The organism is Pseudarthrobacter sp. IC2-21 (assembly GCF_034048115.1).
Classification (GTDB): domain Bacteria; phylum Actinomycetota; class Actinomycetes; order Actinomycetales; family Micrococcaceae; genus Arthrobacter; species Arthrobacter naphthalenicus.
Genome location: NZ_CP139145.1, coordinates 3,134,480 through 3,153,022 on the forward strand (window position 1 = coordinate 3,134,480; position 18,543 = coordinate 3,153,022).

Here is an 18,543-nt window from a genome sequence, read left to right on the forward strand (position 1 = left end):
GTGCACCGGGAAAAGTCAGCGCGGCGGGGCCGCTTGCTTTTCCCGGTACCCTCACCTAACTAAACCTCTTCTACGGAACTGGGCTCTGCACGAGACAGATCGATGCCCAGTTCTTCCGCAGCCGTGAAGACTGCGTCATCAGAGTCACGCATTTCAATTGTGGTTCCGTCCGTGGAAAGCACTTCCACGTTCAGGCACAGCGACTGCATTTCCTTGATCAAGACCTTGAAGGACTCAGGAACGCCCGGTTCGGGGATGTTCTCGCCCTTGACGATCGCTTCGTAGACCTTCACACGACCGTGGATATCATCCGACTTGATCGTGAGGAGCTCCTGGAGCGTGTAGGCGGCGCCGTAAGCTTCGAGCGCCCACACTTCCATTTCACCGAAGCGCTGGCCACCGAACTGTGCCTTACCACCCAGCGGCTGCTGCGTGATCATGGAGTACGGGCCGGTGGAGCGCGCGTGGATCTTGTCGTCCACCAGGTGGTGGAGCTTCAGGATGTACATGTAGCCGACCGAGATCGGATCCGGGAACGGCTCGCCGGAGCGGCCGTCGAACAAGCGGGTCTTGCCTGAGGAGTTGATCAGGCGGTCGCCGTCGCGGGTCACGTTGGTGGAGTCCAGCAGGCCGGTGATTTCTTCTTCACGGGCGCCGTCGAACACCGGCGTTGCAACAGTGGTCTGGCCACTCTCGCGCGGCAGGTTCGGCAGCTGCTTGACCCACTCGGGCTCGCCTTCGATCTTCCAACCGGTCTTGGCAACCCAGCCGAGGTGCGTTTCGAGCACCTGGCCGACGTTCATACGGCCCGGAACACCCAGCGGGTTCAGAACAATATCAACCGGGGTACCGTCGGCAAGGAAGGGCATGTCCTCGATCGGGAGGATCTTGGAGATGACGCCCTTGTTGCCGTGACGGCCGGCGAGCTTGTCGCCGTCGGTGATCTTTCGCTTGGCAGCCACGTAAACGCGGACCAGCTGGTTCACGCCCGGGGGCAGCTCGTCGTCGTTGTCGCGGTCGAAGACACGGACACCGATGACGGTGCCGGACTCGCCGTGCGGAACCTTCAGGGAGGTGTCGCGCACTTCGCGGGACTTCTCACCGAAGATGGCGCGCAGCAGGCGCTCTTCCGGGGTCAGCTCGGTTTCACCCTTCGGGGTGACCTTTCCGACCAGGATGTCGCCGGCTTCAACCTCGGCACCGATGTGGATGATGCCGCGCTCGTCCAGGCCCGCCAGGACTTCCTCGGACACGTTGGGGATGTCACGGGTGATTTCCTCGGCACCAAGCTTGGTGTCGCGGGCATCGATCTCGTGCTCCTCGATGTGGATGGAGGAAAGAACGTCCTCGGCAACAATGCGCTGCGAGAGGATGATGGCGTCCTCGAAGTTGTGGCCTTCCCATGACATGAACGCCACAAGCAGGTTCTTACCCAGTGCGAGTTCGCCCTGGTCCGTTGCCGGGCCGTCGGCGATGATGCCGCCAACTTCCAGGCGCTGGCCTTCGTTGACCAGGACGCGGTTGTTGTAGCAGTTGCCCTGGTTGGAGCGTGCGAACTTGTTGATGCGGTAGTTGGTTTCCGTACCGTCGTCGTTGAGCATGATGACCAGCTCAGCGGAGACCTCGGTAACCACACCTGCCTTCTTCGCGATGGTGACGTCACCGGCGTCGACAGCGGCTGCACGTTCCATGCCGGTACCCACAAACGGGGCCTCGGAACGGACCAGCGGCACGGCCTGGCGCTGCATGTTGGCACCCATGAGTGCACGGTTGGCATCGTCATGCTCGAGGAACGGGATCAGGGCCGTGGCCACGGACACCATCTGGCGCGGGGAAACGTCCATGAACTCGACCTCGGCGGCGGGAACCAGCACGGGCTCGCCTCCACCACCACGGGCGCGGACCAGGACGGTCTCTTCGGCAAACTTCTTGTTCTCGTCCAGCGGAGCGTTGGCCTGAGCGATCAGGACCTCTGCTTCGTCGTCGGCCGTGAGGTACTGGACCTCATCGGAGACAACGCCTTCGGAAACGAGGCGGTAAGGAGTCTCGATGAAACCGAACGGGTTGATGCGGCCGTAGGATGCCAGCGAACCGATCAGGCCAATGTTCGGGCCTTCAGGGGTTTCGATGGGGCACATACGTCCGTAGTGGGACGGGTGAACGTCTCGAACTTCCATGCCTGCGCGGTCACGGGACAGACCACCCGGGCCAAGCGCGGACAGACGGCGCTTGTGGGTCAGACCCGAAAGCGGGTTGTTCTGGTCCATGAACTGCGACAGCTGGGAGGTTCCGAAGAACTCCTTGATGGCTGCGACAACCGGGCGGATGTTGATCAGGGTCTGCGGCGTAATCGCTTCGACGTCCTGGGTGGTCATACGCTCGCGGACAACGCGCTCCATACGGGACAGGCCGGTGCGGACCTGGTTCTCGATGAGCTCGCCGACGGCGCGGATACGGCGGTTGCCGAAGTGGTCGATGTCATCGATCTCCACGCGCAGCTCGTGGTCCTGGCCGTCGCGCTTGCCCGTGAGGGTCTTCTCGCCGGCGTGCAGGGCAACCAGGAACTTGATCATGGCCACGATGTCTTCAACGTGCAGGACCGAAGCTTCCTTGTCGCCAAGGGAGCGGTCGATGCCAAGCTTGCGGTTGATCTTGTAGCGGCCAACCTTGGCCAGATCGTAGCGCTTGGAGTTGAAGTACAGGTTGTCCAGCAGGGACTGGGCAGCCTCGACTGTGGGCGGCTCGCCCGGTCGCAGCTTCCGGTAGATGTCCAGCAACGCGTCTTCGCGGGTTTCGGTGGCGTCCTTCTCCAGCGTTGCACGCATGGAGTCGTACTGGCCGAACTCTTCGAGGATCTGGCCTTCGGTCCAGCCGAGGGCCTTCAGCAGAACGGTGACCGACTGCTTGCGCTTGCGGTCGAGGCGGACGCCGACCTGGTCGCGCTTGTCGATTTCGAGTTCAAACCATGCGCCGCGGGACGGGATGATCTTGGCAGTGAAGATGTCCTTGTCACTGGTCTTGTCAGCGGTACGCTCAAAGTAGGCGCCCGGTGAACGGACCAGCTGGGAGACGACCACACGCTCGGTGCCGTTGACGACGAAGGTGCCCTTCTCGGTCATCAGCGGGAAGTCGCCCATGAACACGGTCTGCTGCTTGATTTCGCCCGTGTTGTTGTTCATGAACTCGGCCTTGACGTACAGCGGAGCCGAGTAAGTTGCGTCCCGGTCCTTGCACTCGGCCATGGTGTACTTGGGATCAGCGAACTCCGGATCGGAGAAGCTCAGGGACATGGTGCCCTGGAAGTCCTCGATCGGGGAGATCTCTTCGAAGATGTCCGACAGTCCGGACGAGGTGGCGACGCTGAGGTCGTTTTCTTCGACGGCTTTCGCTACGCGTGCCTGCCAGCGTTCGTTTCCGACCAGCCAGTCAAAGCTGTCCGTCTGCAGGGCAAGAAGATTCGGAACGTCAAGCGGTTCGTGAATCTTTGCGAATGAGAGCCGGCGAGTGGCACCATCAGTGCTGTCGGCGGTGTTAGCGGTTTGGTTATTAGAGGTGCTCGAGGCGACCAAGAGGGATCCTTCCACAGACCTTCAGGCGTTTTCAGATCTCCCCCGCTGTGCACCCTGCGAAATGACTCCGCAGTGCTACCATCCGGTTCCGCTATATGACCCGGGGCCGGGGCCGACCATACAATGACGTTGTTGACGGCACGTTGATGGTCAGCTGCCAGGCAAAGCCCACCGCTATATGAAGGCTGAAGGTAAACAGGGAAGACGCAAATATCTACGATACGGCAAAACCAATTACGTGTCTACCCCACAACCGCATGTTTTGCAAGCACCGATTTTTTCGGCGCAAACACGGCAGCTTTCGTGCAACTCCGGGTCAGAGGGTGAGCGTCACGCCCTGGGCCGTGCAGGCTCCGGCATTCGCAAAAACCGCGTCCCGCACGGCATCCTTGGTTGCCTGGTCCGGCTCGCCGCCCTTCTCCACGACGGAGGAATGGCTGATCGCCATGGCAGCCAGCGAGGAAAACAGTGCCCTCAGGTTCCCCGTATACGCGGTCCTTGCTTTCGCTGCCTTGGTGTAAATGTCTTCGTAGGCGTTGGAGGTCGGCTCGCTCGCCCGGTACTCGGCGAAGAGCGAATTGAACTGCTCGCAGCCTTCCTTGACCTGCGCAGCCTGGGGCGTGGCGGCACCTGTGCTGCCCGTGGCGCGCGACGGCGTTGCCTGGGAGGGTGCGGAGCTGGAGGTCACTGCGGTGGTCGGCGAAGCGGAGCCCTCCGGAGCAGGAGCGGTAACGCTGCAGGCCGTGAGGCCGGCAAGGCAGACGACAGCCGCTGCGGCGAGGATGTGCTTCAAGATTTTGCTCCCTGTTATCGCGTTGCCCGAGGCCATTGCGTGGCACGAGGCTTTGCCTCCGCCGTCCACCCTACGCATCGTGGCGGGAGGCTGCACGTCAGGCAGATGGGCAGTTCTCCCCACGCCTCTCCCCACGCCGCGGAATCCCGGCGGCCTTTTCTGCGTTTTGATTAATGTGTGAGGAGGCTCACGATAGCCTTGGCCTATACGGTACGGGCTTACACGTTAGAGAGCGGAAGAGATCATAATGGGCAACTCCATGAACAACACTGACGTTGTTATCCTGGCGGCAGCGCGGACCCCGCAGGGCCGCCTGAACGGGCAGCTGGCCAGCTTTACCGCCGTCGAACTCGGCGCACATGCCATCAGGGCCGCGCTCACGGCGAGCGGTGTGGACGCGGGCAAAGTGGACGCGGTCATCATGGGCCAGGTGCTGCAGGCCGGTGCAGGGCAGAACCCTGCACGGCAGAGCGCCATTGGTGCCGGCATCGGCTGGAACGTCCCGAGCGTCACCATCAACAAGGTGTGCCTGTCCGGGCTGACCGCGGTGATCGATGCCGCCCGCATGATCCGCAGCGGTGACGCAACCGTAGTGGTGGCGGGTGGCCAGGAATCCATGACCCGGGCACCCCATCTGCTGCCCGGTTCCCGCCAAGGCTGGACGTACGGCGCCATCCAGGCCTTGGACGCTGCCGCCCACGACGGCCTGACGGACGCCTTCGACGGCCAGTCCATGGGTCTGTCCACCGAGACCAAAAACCTGACCCTCGGCATCAGCCGGACTTCGCAGGACAACGTGGCGGCACAATCCCACCAGCGTGCCGCACTGGCGGCGAAGAACGGCGTTTTCGACGACGAGATAGCGCCCATCAGCGTCAAGCAGCGCAAGGGCGACCCCCTGGTTGTGGCCACGGACGAAGGCGTCCGGCCCAACACGTCCATCGAGACGCTCGCCGGCCTGCGGGCGGCCTTCGTCACGGACGGGACCATCACCGCCGGAAACTCCTCTCCCCTATCCGACGGCGCCGCGGCCCTGGTGCTTACATCACGACAGTTCGCCGAGGACAACGGGCTCGAATACCTGGCCGTGGTGGGCAAGCCGGGCCAGGTGGCGGGCCCGGACAACTCCCTGCATTCCCAGCCGTCAAACGCGATCAAGAGTGCCCTCGAGCGGGCCGGTTGGACCACCAAGGACCTGGACTTCATCGAGATCAACGAAGCGTTCGGGTCCGTGGCGGTGCAGTCCCTGAAAGACCTGGACTACCCCCTGGACCAGTGCAACATCCACGGCGGCGCCATCGCCCTGGGCCACCCCATCGGAGCGTCCGGCGCAAGGCTTGCCCTGCATGCGGCGCATGAACTGAAGCGGCGCGGCCGCGGCAAGGCCGCCGTGTCCCTCTGCGGCGGCGGCGGCCAGGGCGAAGCCCTCCTGCTGTACCGCGACTAGGGCTGGGCGGGACCGGTGGCAGGGCAACTCGAAAGCGGGAGCGCCGCCGTCGGACGTCAGCGCTTCCTGGCGGACGCGGCGGCGCGCGGTGTGGACGTCCGCATCGTGGAGCGGATGGCGGCCCGCAGCCTGGAGGAGGCGGCCGGGATCCTGGGCATCACCCCGGCCGACATCGTGAAGTCGCTGGTGGTCAAACACAAGGACGGCACGTTCCTGTTTGCGCTGATTCCGGGCGACCGGCAGATCTCCTGGCCCAAACTTCGGGCACTGGTGGGCGTGAACAAGCTGTCGCTGCCGGCGGCGGAGGTGGCCCTGGACGCCACGGGGTACGAGCGCGGCACCATCACGCCGCTCGGCAGCACCACGGCCTGGCCTGTCTACGCGGACGCCACCATCTCGGGCCGGCGGATCTCCATGGGCGCCGGGGAACACGGCTACAGCGCCTTCGTTGAAGCCGACCAGCTCACCGCCGCCCTGGGCGCCGTCGTCGCCGATATTTCGGATCCCAACCCCATGTAGGTAGCGCGAACTGTCGTTTTGAGCGCTCAAAACGACAGTTCGCGCTACCCAGTTGGGCTCAGACGCAGGAAAACCCCGCCCAACTGGCTGGCAGTGGGGCGGGGTTTTCCGTGAAGCAGCGTGAGTTACTTGAGGGTAACGGTAGCGCCGGCAGCCTCGAGCTGCTCCTTTGCCTTTTCGGCAGCTTCCTTGGTGACGCCTTCGAGAACAGCCTTCGGAGCGCTGTCGACAACGTCCTTGGCTTCCTTGAGACCGAGGGAAGTGATGGCGCGAACTTCCTTGATCACTGCGATCTTCTTTTCGCCAGCAGATTCGAGAACGACGTCGAATTCGGTCTTCTCTTCTGCTTCTTCAGCAGCGCCGCCACCGGCGGGGCCGGCAACAGCAACAGCAGCTGCAGTTACTTCGAAGGTCTCTTCGAAGAGCTTGACGAACTCGGAGAGCTCGATGATGGTCAGTTCCTTGAAAGCTTCAATGAGCTCTTCGTTGGTGAGCTTCGCCATGGTGTGGCGTCCTTCCTATAGGTGGTGCCTGGCGGCCTGGGCCGTTGCCATCGCACCGGAGTCTGGTGGGTAAAGAGAAACTAGTTCTCTTCGGCAGCGGGTGCTTCGGCGGGAGCCTCTGCACCGTCTTCTGCTACAACGTCAGTTGCTTCTTCAGCTGCAGGAGCTTCTTCAGCGGCGGGAGCCTCGGCAGCTGCCGGTGCACCGTTCTCTTCTTCAAGCTTGAGGCGCAGTGCGTCAATGATGCGTGCAGCGGCGGCAGCAGGAGCCTTAAGGATGCCTGCAACCTTGGCGAGCTGCAGCTCGCGGGACTCGAGCGCAGCCAGAGCAGTAACTTCGGCGGCGTTCAGTGCCTTGCCCTCGAAGTAACCGGTCTTGATGACCAGCTGCTTGTTGGCCTTGGCAAAATCCGTCAGGCTCTTGGCAGCGGCAACTGCGTCACCCTTGATGAACGCGATTGCAGTGGGGCCGGAGAGCTGGTCGTTGAATGCTTCAACGCCGGCTTCCTTCGCTGCAATGGCGGTCAGGGTGTTCTTGACGACCGAGAACTTGGTGTCCTGGCCGAGAGAAACACGCAGCTGCTTGAGCTGTGCAACGGTGAGCCCACGGTATTCGGTCAGGACAGCGGCGTTCGATTCCTTGAAATCGTTAGTGATCTCAGCTACTGCTGAAACCTTTGTAGGCGTTGCCATAACCCTCCTTCCGGGGATAGTGCCGGTATGCGACGGTCCCCGCTCAGGTGAGCTAAAACTAAAAACGCCCCGCGCAGATGCACGGGGCTTGGCTCAACATGGCTTATGCCGTGGAGCGTTTGCTTCGTTCACCTGCGCCGGCCGCCCTATGTCAGGGTCCTTCGTCCAGAAACCCACTTGGCCTCCCGCGCACAACTGCAGAGTTGAGCTGCGCTCCGGAGAATGGATTTCCAACAACCGACGGTCTTTGGTAGTTCAAGCTTACGGGACGCCCGGCCGCTCCACCAAATCGCCTCAGCTGACGCTTGCCTTCAGGCTCGGCAGTTCCTTCTGCCAGATGCCCGTCACTCCCGCCGTGGTGAAACCGAGCTGCTGGTTGACCGTCAGCAGGTACCGGTTCTCCGGCGCGTTCCAGGTGTAGATGACGCGGGCGTCCGGAAACTGTTCGGTAAGCCGCTCCATATTGGCCACCTTGATAAGCAGGCCGAGCTTGTTGCCACGGTGCTCCTGCAGCACCAGGGTGTCGTCCTGGAACACCACATCCGGCCGGTGGGCCAGGACACTGATCGTCGTCAGGCCCACCAGCGATCCGCTGGCGAGGTGCTCGACGGCGGTGACCACCGTGCGCCGCCCCTGCGCGATGGTGACCTCTTCCGCTTCCCGGAGGATTCCGCCGTCGAACACCATGCCCTGTTCAATGGGAGTCTCCAGGGAAGGGTCGACGGCGGCGCCCGCCAGGTTCTCGAGCACGGCCACCGCTTCGAGCCACTCATCCGGGCAGCGATCGGTCCAGTGGTGGAGCCGGTAGCGGCCGTTGTTGGCTTCCTCGGCTTCGGCCTGCAGATCGGCGACGAGCTTCGTGTCCAGCGGAAGTGCGCAGGAACTGAATTGCTCGATGTGCTGCAGGGTGTATCCGGTCTTGCGGGCAAACTCGACTTCGCGGCTTTCCAGCGGCACAAAGCCCTGGCCCGAACCCGGCACCAGCTGGGCCTTCTCGAACTCGTGCAATGATGCCCCCGGATGGTTGGTGTCCACGAGGATGAGCGTGCGGCCCTCGCTGCGGGCAAGGTGCTCGGCGGCCTGAAGCAGCTGGCGGCCCACACCCTGCCGCTGGAATTCAGGCAGGATATCCAGGGTGAACTCCGCCAGGTCCAGGTTGTCCGTCAACGGCAGGGCGATGTCCACGGCACCAACGATCTCGCCGTCAACCTTGGCCACCAGGATGACCTGCCGTTCGTAGGGATCGGCCAGCTCCAGAAGCTTTTCCAACGGGGTGTAAGCGAGGTCATCACTCCCCCAGGTCTGCATCCTGACTTTGCGGCCCACCTCCACCGCTGCCAGGAAATCCGCTGCGTCCGGCGCGTCAAGGCTATCCGGGATCCACAATTGCTCGATCCGCACGTCTTTAGCCATAAAGGGCATTATCCCAGCCGTTTCTGCCATTCACCCTCATAACCAGCAGGCTTGAAACCAAGCAAAGTATTGATCGCCAGCATATGCCCGTTTTCCATGGCATTCCATGTCAGCACCGACCGCGCCGCCGGCCACCGCTCCTGGGCAGCCGTGAGGTTCGCGGCTTTGGTCAGCAGCCCGAGCTTTCTTCCGCGATGTTCCGCGGCCACCAGCGTGTCCTCCTGGAGGATGCTCGCGGGGGCGGCCGGCCGCCAGGTCAGGACCGTGTAGGCCACCAGCTGGCCGGTACCTTGATGCAGGGCGGCTGCGACCTGCGTCTGGACCCCGCCGCGGCTGTTCGACTGTTCGTCATGCCGCACCCTTGCCGGGTCCCAGTCCTCAGCTTCCCAGCCGAGTCCGGCCGTGGGTACATCCGTGCTCATCCGGTTCCGGAGGACCGCGTATTGAGCCACGAGTTGGTCCGGGCACCTGTCAGCCCAGGCCACCATGCTGTAGCCGGCCGCCTGCCGGGACGCCGCTGCTGCCAGATTCGTCAGATGGTCCGGAGGTACGGGAAGCGCCAGGCGGCTTGCCCGTTCGACCTGCTCCAGGCTATAGCCGGCAGCTACGGCAAAAGCGACTGCGGGGTCAGCGGCCGGAAGTCCCCCTGCTCCGGACTTTGCCGGCACAAGCCGTCCGGCCCGGTCCACCCGTTCCGGCGGCACTTCACAGTAGCCGTCCAGCGACGTCCTGCCCTTCCGTATGGCCACGGCTTCCACGTGTTCCAGCAGCCGGCGTCCCCAGCCCTGCTGCCGGAAGGCGGGCGCCACCAGGACGTTAACGGACGCCGTGGTGGTGTTTTCGCGCAGGGGCAGTGTCACCGAGCACGTGCCCACCAGGTCAGTGCCCTGCCTGGCCATGAAGAGCTGCCGCTCCGTGTACTCGCTCCCGCGCCAGTATTCGAGGGCCTCCGCAAGAGTCGGGCATCGGTCCAGGTTGCCCCACTTCTCCAGTTCGGTGGATTCGAGCAGCGCATGGCACTCCCCGAACTCCGCGGCACTGTCCCGGACCTGGTCGCTGAAGGGATTGCCGCCGTCGGGCGTTGGCTGGATGTCGACTCGGGTGATCGCCAGCGCTGTCATCACCCCAGCCTAGCTATGCGGCCGGGTTAGTCGACTGAAACTTAAGGCAAAAAAGCCGCCCGGCGCAGTGCCGGGCGGCTTCTTCGGTGTGCCGGACGCTTCCAGCGGAGTCTCTGCTGAGGATTAGACCTCGGTCAGGACCTTGGTGACGTTGGGGTCAACGGAAATGCCGGGACCGAACGTGGTGGCCACGGTGGCCTTCTGAATGTAGCGGCCCTTGGAAGCGGACGGCTTCAGGCGAAGGACCTCTTCCAGTGCTGCCGCGTAGTTCTCGGCCAGCTTGAGGGCGTCGAACGAAACCTTGCCAATGATGAAGTGCAGGTTCGAGTGCTTGTCGACGCGGAAGTCGATCTTGCCGCCCTTGATGTCATTGACAGCCTTCGCGACATCTGCGGTCACGGTGCCGGTCTTCGGGTTCGGCATCAGGTTACGCGGACCCAGGACCTTACCGAGGCGGCCAACCTTGCCCATGAGGTCAGGGGTGGCAACGGCTGCGTCGAAGTCGGTCCAGCCGCCCTGGATCTTTTCGATCAGGTCATCGGAACCAACGAAGTCGGCGCCGGCAGCGATTGCTGCCTCAGCCTTGTCGCCCGTTGCGAAGACGAGAACGCGGGCGGTCTTACCGGTACCGTGCGGCAGGATAACGGTGCCGCGGACCATCTGGTCAGCCTTACGCGGGTCTACGCCCAGGCGGAAAGCAACCTCAACGGTGGCGTCGAACTTGGACGGGTTGGTGTCCTTGGCGAGGGTTACTGCCTCGAACGGCGCGTAGAACTTCTCCGCGTCGATCTTGGCGGCTGCCGCCTCATATGCTTTGCTGCGCTTTGCCATGCTGCTATTTCTCCTTGTGCAGTTGTGGTCTGCGGACCGCGCTGGGCCCTGCCACAGTCGGTGAACGGGCTCGCTATACGTGCCCGGTTCCCAACATTTCAATTTCGGTGGTGCCGGTTCCCCGGCGGTGCCGCCCGTCGTCGTCAACTGCCCGAACCAGGGTGGCGGAAGGGACTAGCCCTCGACGGTGATACCCATGGAGCGGGCGGTACCGGCGATGATCTTCGCTGCGCCTTCGAGGCTCGTGGCGTTGAGGTCTTCCATCTTGGTGGTGGCGATCTCGTTGACCTGGGCCTGAGTCAGCTTTGCAACCTTGACGGTGTGCGGGGTGGGTGAACCCTTGGCAACGCCTGCAGCCTTCTTGATGAGCTCTGCAGCCGGCGGGGTCTTGGTGATGAACGTGAAGGAACGGTCTTCGTAGACCGTGATTTCCACGGGGATAACGTTTCCGCGCTGGGCTTCTGTGGCAGCGTTGTACGCCTTGCAGAATTCCATGATGTTGACACCGTGCTGGCCAAGTGCAGGACCGATCGGCGGAGCCGGGTTAGCGGCGCCTGCCTGGATCTGCAGCTTGATGAGGCCGGTGACCTTCTTCTTGGGAGCCAATGTAAGGTCCTTCTCTCAATATCTTCCTGGGACACAGGAGCGTGCCTCAGGTTGGTGGCCGCCATGGCGAGGCGGCCGGCCGTTCCGGGGCTGCTAAGCGGGCAGTCCGGAACGAATTCTGTGCGGGTGTGCTAGATCTTGCTGACCTGGTTGAACGCCAGGGTGACCGGGGTCTCACGCTCGAAGATGGAGACAAGGACCACCAGGGTCTGGGATTCAACCTTGATCTCGGAGATCGTGGCGGGGAGGGTCTCGAACGGACCTTCCTTGACGATAACGGACTCGCCGACCTCGAAGTCGACGTCCACCGGGGTCTGCGACTGCTTGTTGACCGGCTTGCCCTTTTCGGCCTGCTCTTCTTCGAAGACGGGCGCGAGCATGGAGAAGACTTCGTCAAGGCGCAGCGGCACCGGGTTGTGGGCGTTGCCCACGAAGCCGGTGACACCGGGAGTGTGGCGGACGGCGCCCCAGGAGGCATCCGTCAGATCCATGCGCACCAGGACGTAGCCGGGGATGCGGACGCGGTTGATGATCTTCCGCTGGGCGTTCTTGATCTCAACGACTTCTTCCATCGGCACCTGGATTTCGAAGATGTAATCTTCCATGTCCAGGGTCTGGATGCGGGTCTCAAGGTTGGCCTTGACGCGGTTTTCGTAACCGGCGTAGGAGTGAATGACGTACCAGTCACCCTCCTGGCGGCGCAGCTTGGCTTTGAATTCGTCGGCGGGGTCGACCTCGGCCTTGGCGGCAGCGGCTGCCAGGGCGTCTGCCTCAGCGTCGTCACCTTCGGCCTCTGCATCGGAACCCTCTTCAGCGGCGTCCGCTACCTCAGTGTCGGCGTCGGAATCGGCGTCGGCAGATTCGGGCGCAGCGGACTCGACCTCGGACTCTTCACCGGCTTCGACCGTGGGGGCCGCCGTGTTGTCCGTGGACTCTTCCAGCTCAGTCTCGGTTACCTCGAGCTCCTGCTCAGACACTTGGTCTCCTGCTTCCTCATTGCCTAACATGCCTATTTAAATGGCTCAATTCCGCACACCCCGTGGATTCTTACCGGATTCCCGGTCAGTGCCACGCGGCCTGCGGACGGTGCGCCCTAGCGGTCACCGGGAGCAATACCGCCAAAGACCCAGCTGACCGCGGTACCAAAACCGAGATCCAGCAGGCTGACGATGACCATCATGATGGCCACGAACACCAGCACCACGAGCGTGTAATTGATCAGTTCCTTGCGGGTTGGTGCAACAACCTTCTTCAGTTCACCGATGACCTGGCGAACGAAGAGTGCAATGCGAGCGAAGAAGCCTGCCTTGGCGGCCTTCTTAGCTGGGCGGCCCTTGGAGCTGCTGGCAGCTGTTTCGGTCACCTGGTCCTCGCTCGTCTTTGCAATGTTGGATTACCCGGTCCAGATCAGAACCATGGTTACTGCGCGTGCTCCGGCTTTACGCCGGAACAGCTTGCGCAGGGCAGACAGGACTCGAACCTGCAACCTGCGGTTTTGGAGACCGCTGCGCTACCAATTGCGCCACTACCCTTTGGGACGAAAACGAACTCATGCCGCGATTGCCAGTTTTCACTGAGGCGCACGCCATCATCCGTGTTTCAACACCGGAGAACAAGTCTACGCAACAACTTCGTCTACGTCGAACCAGCCTCTTTTCGGATCTTTCATGCCGCGCCCGTTTGTGCCCCTGGCCTGCAGTCACATACGCGCCGGCAATCCGAACGATCCGGTGAACAGCATAGAGTAGTTCTCGTCGAATTCCATCATTCAGCCTCCGGGCTGCAAGCGAAGAACGGACCCGCCATGTCTTCCGCCCGCGTTTCCCAACGCATATCCGCCATTGCCGAATCCGCAACCTTGGCTGTTGACGCCAAGGCGAAGGCGCTGAAGGCAGCCGGCCGGCCGGTTATAGGTTTCGGCGCGGGCGAACCGGACTTCCCCACCCCGGACTACATCGTGAAGGCCGCCATTGAGGCAGCCGGCCAGCCCAAGTACCACCGCTACTCCCCGGCCAGTGGCTTGCCGGAGCTGAAGAAGGCGATTGCGGATAAGACCCTGCGCGATTCCGGCTACTCCGTTGACCCGTCCCAGGTCCTGGTGACCAACGGCGGCAAGCAAGCTGTGTACAACACGTTCGCCACGCTGGTGGATCCGGGTGACGAGGTCATCGTTCCCACCCCCTTCTGGACCACGTACCCGGAGGCCATCCGGCTCGCCGGCGGCGTTCCGGTCGAGGTCTTCGCCGGTCCGGAGCAGGACTACCTGGTCACCGTTGAGCAGCTCGAGGCAGCACTCACCGAGAAGTCCAAAATCCTGCTCTTTGTGTCGCCGTCCAACCCCACCGGTGCCGTGTACTCCCCCGAGCAGGTTGCCGAAATAGGCAAATGGGCCGCGTCCAAGGGCCTGTGGGTGGTGACGGACGAGATTTACGAGCACCTGACGTACGACGGTGTTCCGTTCACCTCCATCGCCACCGCAGCCCCGGAGCTGGGCGACAAGGTGGTCATCCTTAACGGCGTGGCCAAGACCTACGCGATGACCGGCTGGCGCGTGGGCTGGATGATCGGTCCGGCCGATGTCATCAAGGCCGCCACCAACCTGCAGTCCCACGCCACCTCCAACGTGTCCAACATCATGCAGATCGCAGCCCTCGCCGCCGTCTCCGGGCCGCTGACCGCCGTGGACGAGATGAAGGTGGCCTTCGACCGCCGCCGCAAGGCCATTGTCGCCGGCCTGAACGCCATCGACGGGGTGGAATGCCCGACGCCGAAGGGTGCCTTCTACGTCTACGCGGACGTCCGCGCGTTGCTGGGGAAGGAATTCCCGACGGCGGGAGGCTCCGCTACGCCGTCCACCTCCGCCGAACTGGCTGCTCTGATCCTCGATGAAGTGGAGGTTGCCGTGGTTCCGGGCGAGGCATTCGGCCCCTCCGGGTTCCTGCGGCTCTCCTACGCCCTCGGGGACGACGACCTGGCCACCGGCGTCGCCCGGCTCCAGGAGTTCCTCGGCAAAGCCCAGTAGGACGCTCTCTCACTTAACGCAGGAAAATCGGAAACCCTCTCTCACTTTCTTTAGGGAAGTGAGAGAGGGTTTCCGTTTAAGCCGCATTAAGTGAGAGAGCGTCAGTAAAAAACGCACGTTAAGTGAGAGAGCGTCCTGGGGTGGGTGCTGGGTGGGTGGGTGCTGGTGGGGTGGGGTGGAGTGCGTAGTGCCGAGGGGCGGGTGGTTAGAGCAGGCGGCGCTCCGCGGCCCACTTGGTCAGTTCGTGGCGGCTGGAAAGCTGGAGCTTGCGCAGCACTGCGGACACGTGGGTCTCCACGGTCTTGATGCTGATGAACAGTTCCTTGGCCACTTCCTTGTAGCTGTAACCCCGTGCGATCAGGCGCATTACCTCCAGTTCGCGGGCGGACAGCTTGTCGAGTTCGTCGTCGGCGATGTCGGCCGGAGCCGTACCGAAGGCGTCCAGCACAAAGCCGGCCAGCCGGGGCGAGAACACGGCGTCGCCGCCTGCAACCCGGAACACGGCGTCAGTGATCTCGGCGCCGGAAATGGTCTTGGTGACATAGCCCCTGGCCCCGGCGCGAATGACCGCCACCACGTCCTCAGCCGCGTCCGAAACACTCAGCGCCAGGAACTTGGTGGTCCCCAGGAGCGCTGCGGAACCGGCGATGACTTCGCGTCCGCCGCCGCCCAGGCCGCCTGGCAAGTGGACGTCGAGCAGCACCACCTCCGGCTGTTCCCGGGCTATCACCGCGATGGCCTGCTCCACGGTGGCGGCTTCACCCACCACCTGGATGCTGGCGTCGAGGTCGGCTTTGAGGCCGGAGCGGAAAATGGCGTGGTCGTCCACAATAACGACGCGGACGGAGGCTGCGGGGCGGCCGGGTCCGGCGCCCTGGGGGTTGCTCATATTCTTCCTTCTGCATTGTCCGGCCGAAGCACCTTGTCGACCGGGCGGGCCGGGAGGCCCAACCGGACTTCCGTGCCGTCCGGGGTGCTGGTAATTACGGCTGTTCCGCCGTGGCGCTTCATACGTCCGATGATCGATTCCCTGACGCCCAGGCGGTCCTCGGGCACCTCGCTGAGATCGAAGCCCGGGCCCCGGTCCTTGACGAAGACGTCGGCCCGGCCATCCGATACTTCCAGGTAGACGGAGACGGTTCCGCCGCCGTGCCGGGACGCGTTCAGCATGGCCTCCCGGCTGGCCTGGACGAGTGCTTCATGGGCTTCTGTCATGGCGGTGTCCCCCACGCTGACCACCTCCACGGCGTTGCCCAGGAGGTCCTCCACTTCGGCAGCAGTGGCCTTGATCCGGTCTGAAAGCTGGCCGGCTTCCTTGCCCGGGTCCTGGAACAGCCAGCCCCGCAGTTCACGCTCCTGGGCCCTGGCCAGACGGACTACGTCGTGCTCATTACCTGCACGCCGCTGGATCAGGGCAAGAGTCTGCAGGACGGAGTCGTGCAGGTGGGCCGCGATCTCGGCACGCTCTGTTTCGCGGATCCGGCCCGAGCGCTCGGCTTCCAGGTCCCGCCAGAATTTCAGTGCCCAAGGCAACAGCACCACCACCACGCCGCCCAGGACGGCCACCGATGCCAGCAGCGCCACCCAGGTCTGCTCCCAGGATCCGGAGCCGGACACCATGACCAGCACACCGGCCACCACCAGCGCCAGGCCGGCGGCCACGCGACCCCAGCCTCCGGCCTGGTCGGCCTTGGTTTTGTCCACCAGACCGGCCCGGCGGTTTTCGTCGAGTTGCATCCAGGCGATGGCCGCACCGCTGAGCACGGCGGCCGCAGGAATAAGGGTCCCCAGCGGCACGTCCACGCCCAGAAGCTGGGCGATCATGATGCCGGCCACGAGCAGCAGGCCGGCTCCCAGCAGGATCTCCTTGCCATAGCGCACTCCGCGGGTGCTGAACCACGGCGGATTGCTGCCGGCAGCGCGGCCGTCGGCAGCCGGAAGCGGGCCCGGCAGTGGAACAGGTCCGGGCTGTGCGGCTGCGGACGGGAGAACAGCACCGGCAGCGTCCGGACCGGACGGCACCCCCGCCGCGGAAGCACCGGCGTCGGGGGTTCCCCACAACGGAGCAGACGGCGCACGGCCGGTAAACGGCGGTGCCGTCGCGGCCGGGGGCATGAGGCTCACGGCGGGAGCAATGGGCGACGCCGGGCGACGGGCGTTGCGCCGGGCGTTTTCGTCCGCGGTGGGAACCATGATCCACAGCCACGCGTAGAAAGCCAGCCCCGCACCGCCGGCGAGCGAGGCGAGGACCATGCCGATCCTGACGCTTCGCACGGGCCAGCCCAGATGATCCGCCAGGCCGGCGCAGACGCCCGCGATGACGCGGTCGGGGCTGCGGACCAGCGGAGGGCGGGTAAGTGCGGTGGTCATGAGTCAATCCAAGCACGGATCAGGGGCCCCCGGACCCGGTTGCGGCTGGAACCGGGGGCGACTCAGGGACGAGTCAGGGTGGTCCCCAATAGAGGCCGCCCGCCGCTCGCGGCAGGATCGAAGTATGAACTCGCAGACCCCCACCCCCGACGACGACCAACCCGCCGAACCTGTTCCGCCCCGCGGACAGAACCAGCCCACCGAGCCCCTCCCGCCCCGCGGACAGGACCAACCCACCGAGCCCCTCCTCCCGCCGCCCCCCGCGGCAGCCCAGCAGGCCGGCCCGCAGGCACCCGGCCAGCCAACCGACTTCTTCCCCTGGATCCGCAGCCACGGCATCTACCGCGGCCGCGACCGCTGGATTGGCGGCGTTGCGAGCGGCATCGCACACCGGATGGGCATCGACCCGCTGATCGTCCGCGGCATCTTCATCGTCCTGACCGTCTTCGCCGGAATCGGCGTCCTGCTCTACGGCCTGGCCTGGGCACTCCTGCCCGAACCCGACGGCCGCATCCATGTCCAGGAAGCCGGCGCCGGCCGCTGGTCCAGCGGCATGACCGGCGCACTGATCACCACGGTGCTCGGACTCACCGGCCTCGGCGGCGGATTCTGGGGCTGGAGCCATAACGGCTTCGGCGGATTCCTCTGGACCGTTTTCTGGGTGGGCGGCGCCATCTACCTCATCTACTACCTGACCCAAAGGAACAAGGCCCGGAACGGAGCTCCCATGAATGCCACACCCCGGCCGGCCGGCGGCGATGCTGCCTACGCAGGCCCATACTCCCCGCAGTACCCCGCGAGCCCCTACACGTCTTCCTATGCCGGGACAGATACGGGCTCGGCAGCAAATGCGCCGTACACCCCCACCTCGACCGGGGCGACCACACCAGCCACGGGTGCCGCGTTCCCAGGCGGCGACACGTACGGCGCCGGCAGCTACGGCGGCAGCAATTACGACGGCGGCAGCTACGGGGGCGGCGGCTACGGCGGCTACCAGCCGCAGGGCCCTGCCCGGGCTCCCCGCCCGCGTCCCTCCGGCCCCGGCGCCCCCGCCGTGGCGGTTACCGCCGGAGCAGCGCTCCTGGTGGGTGGCGGCCTGAAAGCCCTGGATGCTGTCAACGTGATTGACCTGGGCCCCTCCGCCAACGCCGTCGTCTGGGCCAGCGGCGCCGCCGTGGTGGGCCTGGGCATCCTCATCGCGGGCCTCCGCGGAAGGACGGCCGGCATCCTCAGCCTCTTCGCGGTGATTGCCCTGATCACCGGCGGCGTCTACAACGTGGTGGGCAATGGCGACCGGGCCCGCTTCACCGACGTCAGCTGGACACCGGTCAGCATCGAACAGGCCAAGGACGGCTACAACGTCACCGCAGGGCGCGGCACCCTTGACCTCACCGACCTGAACGTCACCGCGCCCCTGCCTTCCGACGTCGTGGTTCCCCTTGACGTCACAGCCAGCAACGTCACCGTGGTCATCCCGGCCAACGTCCCCGTAACGGTCCGGGCCGATATGACCATGGGCAACGTCCACGAAGGCACCCAGAGCCACAGCGGCGTCACCGCCCGCGAAAGCAAGTACAACACCGATAAAGGCGGAGCCAGCCTGATCGTTCAGATTGACGGCACCTTCAGCAACATCACGATTCAGGAAGGAAACTGA

At 64.2% G+C, this 18,543-nt stretch carries 16 protein-coding genes and 1 tRNA gene; 4 read left to right on the forward strand and 13 right to left on the reverse strand.

The features are described from left to right. Positions 1 to 59: 59 nt before the first annotated feature. The gene (gene rpoB / locus SBP01_RS14370; protein ID WP_275212236.1) at positions 60 to 3,569 is read right to left on the reverse strand and encodes a DNA-directed RNA polymerase subunit beta; all 3,510 of its coding nucleotides are present in this window, start codon (positions 3,567 to 3,569) and stop codon (positions 60 to 62) included. Between the two features lie 316 nt (positions 3,570 to 3,885). After that, on the reverse strand, positions 3,886 to 4,362 hold the full coding sequence (locus tag SBP01_RS14375) for a hypothetical protein (RefSeq protein WP_320536229.1): 477 nt from the start codon (positions 4,360 to 4,362) through the stop codon (positions 3,886 to 3,888). Between the two features lie 247 nt (positions 4,363 to 4,609). Between SBP01_RS14375 and SBP01_RS14380 the strand changes: the two genes are divergently transcribed. Both SBP01_RS14380 and SBP01_RS14385 read left to right on the forward strand, forming a co-directional pair. Further along, positions 4,610 to 5,809: an acetyl-CoA C-acetyltransferase gene (locus SBP01_RS14380; protein WP_320536230.1), complete on the forward strand. Its 1,200-nt coding sequence runs from the start codon at positions 4,610 to 4,612 to the stop codon at positions 5,807 to 5,809. A gap of 15 nt (positions 5,810 to 5,824) precedes the next feature. Beyond that, positions 5,825 to 6,328 carry a YbaK/EbsC family protein gene (locus tag SBP01_RS14385; RefSeq protein WP_320536231.1) on the forward strand — a complete coding sequence of 168 codons (504 nt, stop codon included), beginning with the start codon at positions 5,825 to 5,827 and terminating at the stop codon, positions 6,326 to 6,328. Between the two features lie 125 nt (positions 6,329 to 6,453). Here the strand turns inward: SBP01_RS14385 and rplL are convergent, their stop codons facing one another. From rplL to SBP01_RS14430, 9 genes are all read right to left on the reverse strand, one after another. Further along, a complete protein-coding gene (gene rplL / locus SBP01_RS14390; protein WP_164205871.1) occupies positions 6,454 to 6,831 on the reverse strand; it encodes a 50S ribosomal protein L7/L12 in 378 nt (125 codons plus the stop codon). 80 nt (positions 6,832 to 6,911) lie between these two features. After that, complete coding sequence (rplJ, locus tag SBP01_RS14395) at positions 6,912 to 7,523, reverse strand: 50S ribosomal protein L10 (protein ID WP_275212232.1); 612 nt, start codon at positions 7,521 to 7,523, stop codon at positions 6,912 to 6,914. A 294-nt stretch (positions 7,524 to 7,817) separates the two neighbouring features. Then, positions 7,818 to 8,936 (reverse strand): GNAT family N-acetyltransferase, encoded by a 1,119-nt coding sequence (locus SBP01_RS14400; RefSeq protein ID WP_275212231.1) that lies wholly within the window; start codon positions 8,934 to 8,936, stop codon positions 7,818 to 7,820. A gap of 8 nt (positions 8,937 to 8,944) precedes the next feature. Beyond that, a complete protein-coding gene (locus SBP01_RS14405; protein WP_320536232.1) occupies positions 8,945 to 10,057 on the reverse strand; it encodes a GNAT family N-acetyltransferase in 1,113 nt (370 codons plus the stop codon). A gap of 123 nt (positions 10,058 to 10,180) precedes the next feature. Continuing rightward, the gene (gene rplA, locus SBP01_RS14410; RefSeq protein WP_275212227.1) at positions 10,181 to 10,888 is read right to left on the reverse strand and encodes a 50S ribosomal protein L1; all 708 of its coding nucleotides are present in this window, start codon (positions 10,886 to 10,888) and stop codon (positions 10,181 to 10,183) included. 174 nt (positions 10,889 to 11,062) lie between these two features. Next, entirely contained in the window at positions 11,063 to 11,494 is a 432-nt protein-coding gene (gene rplK, locus SBP01_RS14415) for a 50S ribosomal protein L11 (RefSeq protein ID WP_024365990.1), read from the reverse strand. Between the two features lie 131 nt (positions 11,495 to 11,625). Beyond that, positions 11,626 to 12,471 (reverse strand): transcription termination/antitermination protein NusG, encoded by an 846-nt coding sequence (gene nusG, locus SBP01_RS14420; RefSeq protein ID WP_320536233.1) that lies wholly within the window; start codon positions 12,469 to 12,471, stop codon positions 11,626 to 11,628. Between the two features lie 116 nt (positions 12,472 to 12,587). Then, a complete protein-coding gene (gene secE, locus SBP01_RS14425; protein ID WP_275212225.1) occupies positions 12,588 to 12,857 on the reverse strand; it encodes a preprotein translocase subunit SecE in 270 nt (89 codons plus the stop codon). A 96-nt stretch (positions 12,858 to 12,953) separates the two neighbouring features. Next, a tRNA-Trp gene (locus tag SBP01_RS14430) sits at positions 12,954 to 13,026 on the reverse strand. Positions 13,027 to 13,298: 272 nt separating this feature from the next. Here SBP01_RS14430 and SBP01_RS14435 point away from each other — a divergent pair. Next, positions 13,299 to 14,516 (forward strand): pyridoxal phosphate-dependent aminotransferase, encoded by a 1,218-nt coding sequence (locus SBP01_RS14435; protein WP_275212223.1) that lies wholly within the window; start codon positions 13,299 to 13,301, stop codon positions 14,514 to 14,516. A 205-nt stretch (positions 14,517 to 14,721) separates the two neighbouring features. On the opposite strand, the gene SBP01_RS14440 is transcribed toward SBP01_RS14435, so the two are convergent. Both SBP01_RS14440 and SBP01_RS14445 read right to left on the reverse strand, forming a co-directional pair. After that, a complete protein-coding gene (locus tag SBP01_RS14440; protein ID WP_275212222.1) occupies positions 14,722 to 15,405 on the reverse strand; it encodes a LuxR C-terminal-related transcriptional regulator in 684 nt (227 codons plus the stop codon). Further along, positions 15,402 to 16,886, reverse strand: coding sequence for a PspC domain-containing protein (locus SBP01_RS14445; protein WP_320536234.1), 1,485 nt, complete (start codon positions 16,884 to 16,886; stop codon positions 15,402 to 15,404). The genes SBP01_RS14440 and SBP01_RS14445 overlap by 4 nt, the downstream gene beginning before the upstream one ends. 124 nt (positions 16,887 to 17,010) lie before the next feature. Here SBP01_RS14445 and SBP01_RS14450 point away from each other — a divergent pair, with 124 nt between their 5' ends. Further along, on the forward strand, positions 17,011 to 18,543 hold the full coding sequence (locus SBP01_RS14450; protein ID WP_320536235.1) for a PspC domain-containing protein: 1,533 nt from the start codon (positions 17,011 to 17,013) through the stop codon (positions 18,541 to 18,543).

Bases quoted from the DNA above. Each gene is read 5' to 3' on its own strand.
- SBP01_RS14380 (WP_320536230.1), top strand. From the start codon at position 4,610: ATGGGCAACTCCATGAACAACACTGACGTTGTTATCCTGGCGGCAGCG.
- rplL (WP_164205871.1), bottom strand. From the start codon at position 6,831: ATGGCGAAGCTCACCAACGAAGAGCTCATTGAAGCTTTCAAGGAACTG.
- rplJ (WP_275212232.1), bottom strand. From the start codon at position 7,523: ATGGCAACGCCTACAAAGGTTTCAGCAGTAGCTGAGATCACTAACGAT.
- SBP01_RS14400 (WP_275212231.1), bottom strand. From the start codon at position 8,936: ATGGCTAAAGACGTGCGGATCGAGCAATTGTGGATCCCGGATAGCCTT.
- SBP01_RS14405 (WP_320536232.1), bottom strand. From the start codon at position 10,057: ATGACAGCGCTGGCGATCACCCGAGTCGACATCCAGCCAACGCCCGAC.
- rplA (WP_275212227.1), bottom strand. From the start codon at position 10,888: ATGGCAAAGCGCAGCAAAGCATATGAGGCGGCAGCCGCCAAGATCGAC.
- SBP01_RS14435 (WP_275212223.1), top strand. From the start codon at position 13,299: ATGTCTTCCGCCCGCGTTTCCCAACGCATATCCGCCATTGCCGAATCC.
- SBP01_RS14440 (WP_275212222.1), bottom strand. From the start codon at position 15,405: ATGAGCAACCCCCAGGGCGCCGGACCCGGCCGCCCCGCAGCCTCCGTC.
- SBP01_RS14445 (WP_320536234.1), bottom strand. From the start codon at position 16,886: ATGACCACCGCACTTACCCGCCCTCCGCTGGTCCGCAGCCCCGACCGC.
- SBP01_RS14450 (WP_320536235.1), top strand. From the start codon at position 17,011: ATGAACTCGCAGACCCCCACCCCCGACGACGACCAACCCGCCGAACCT.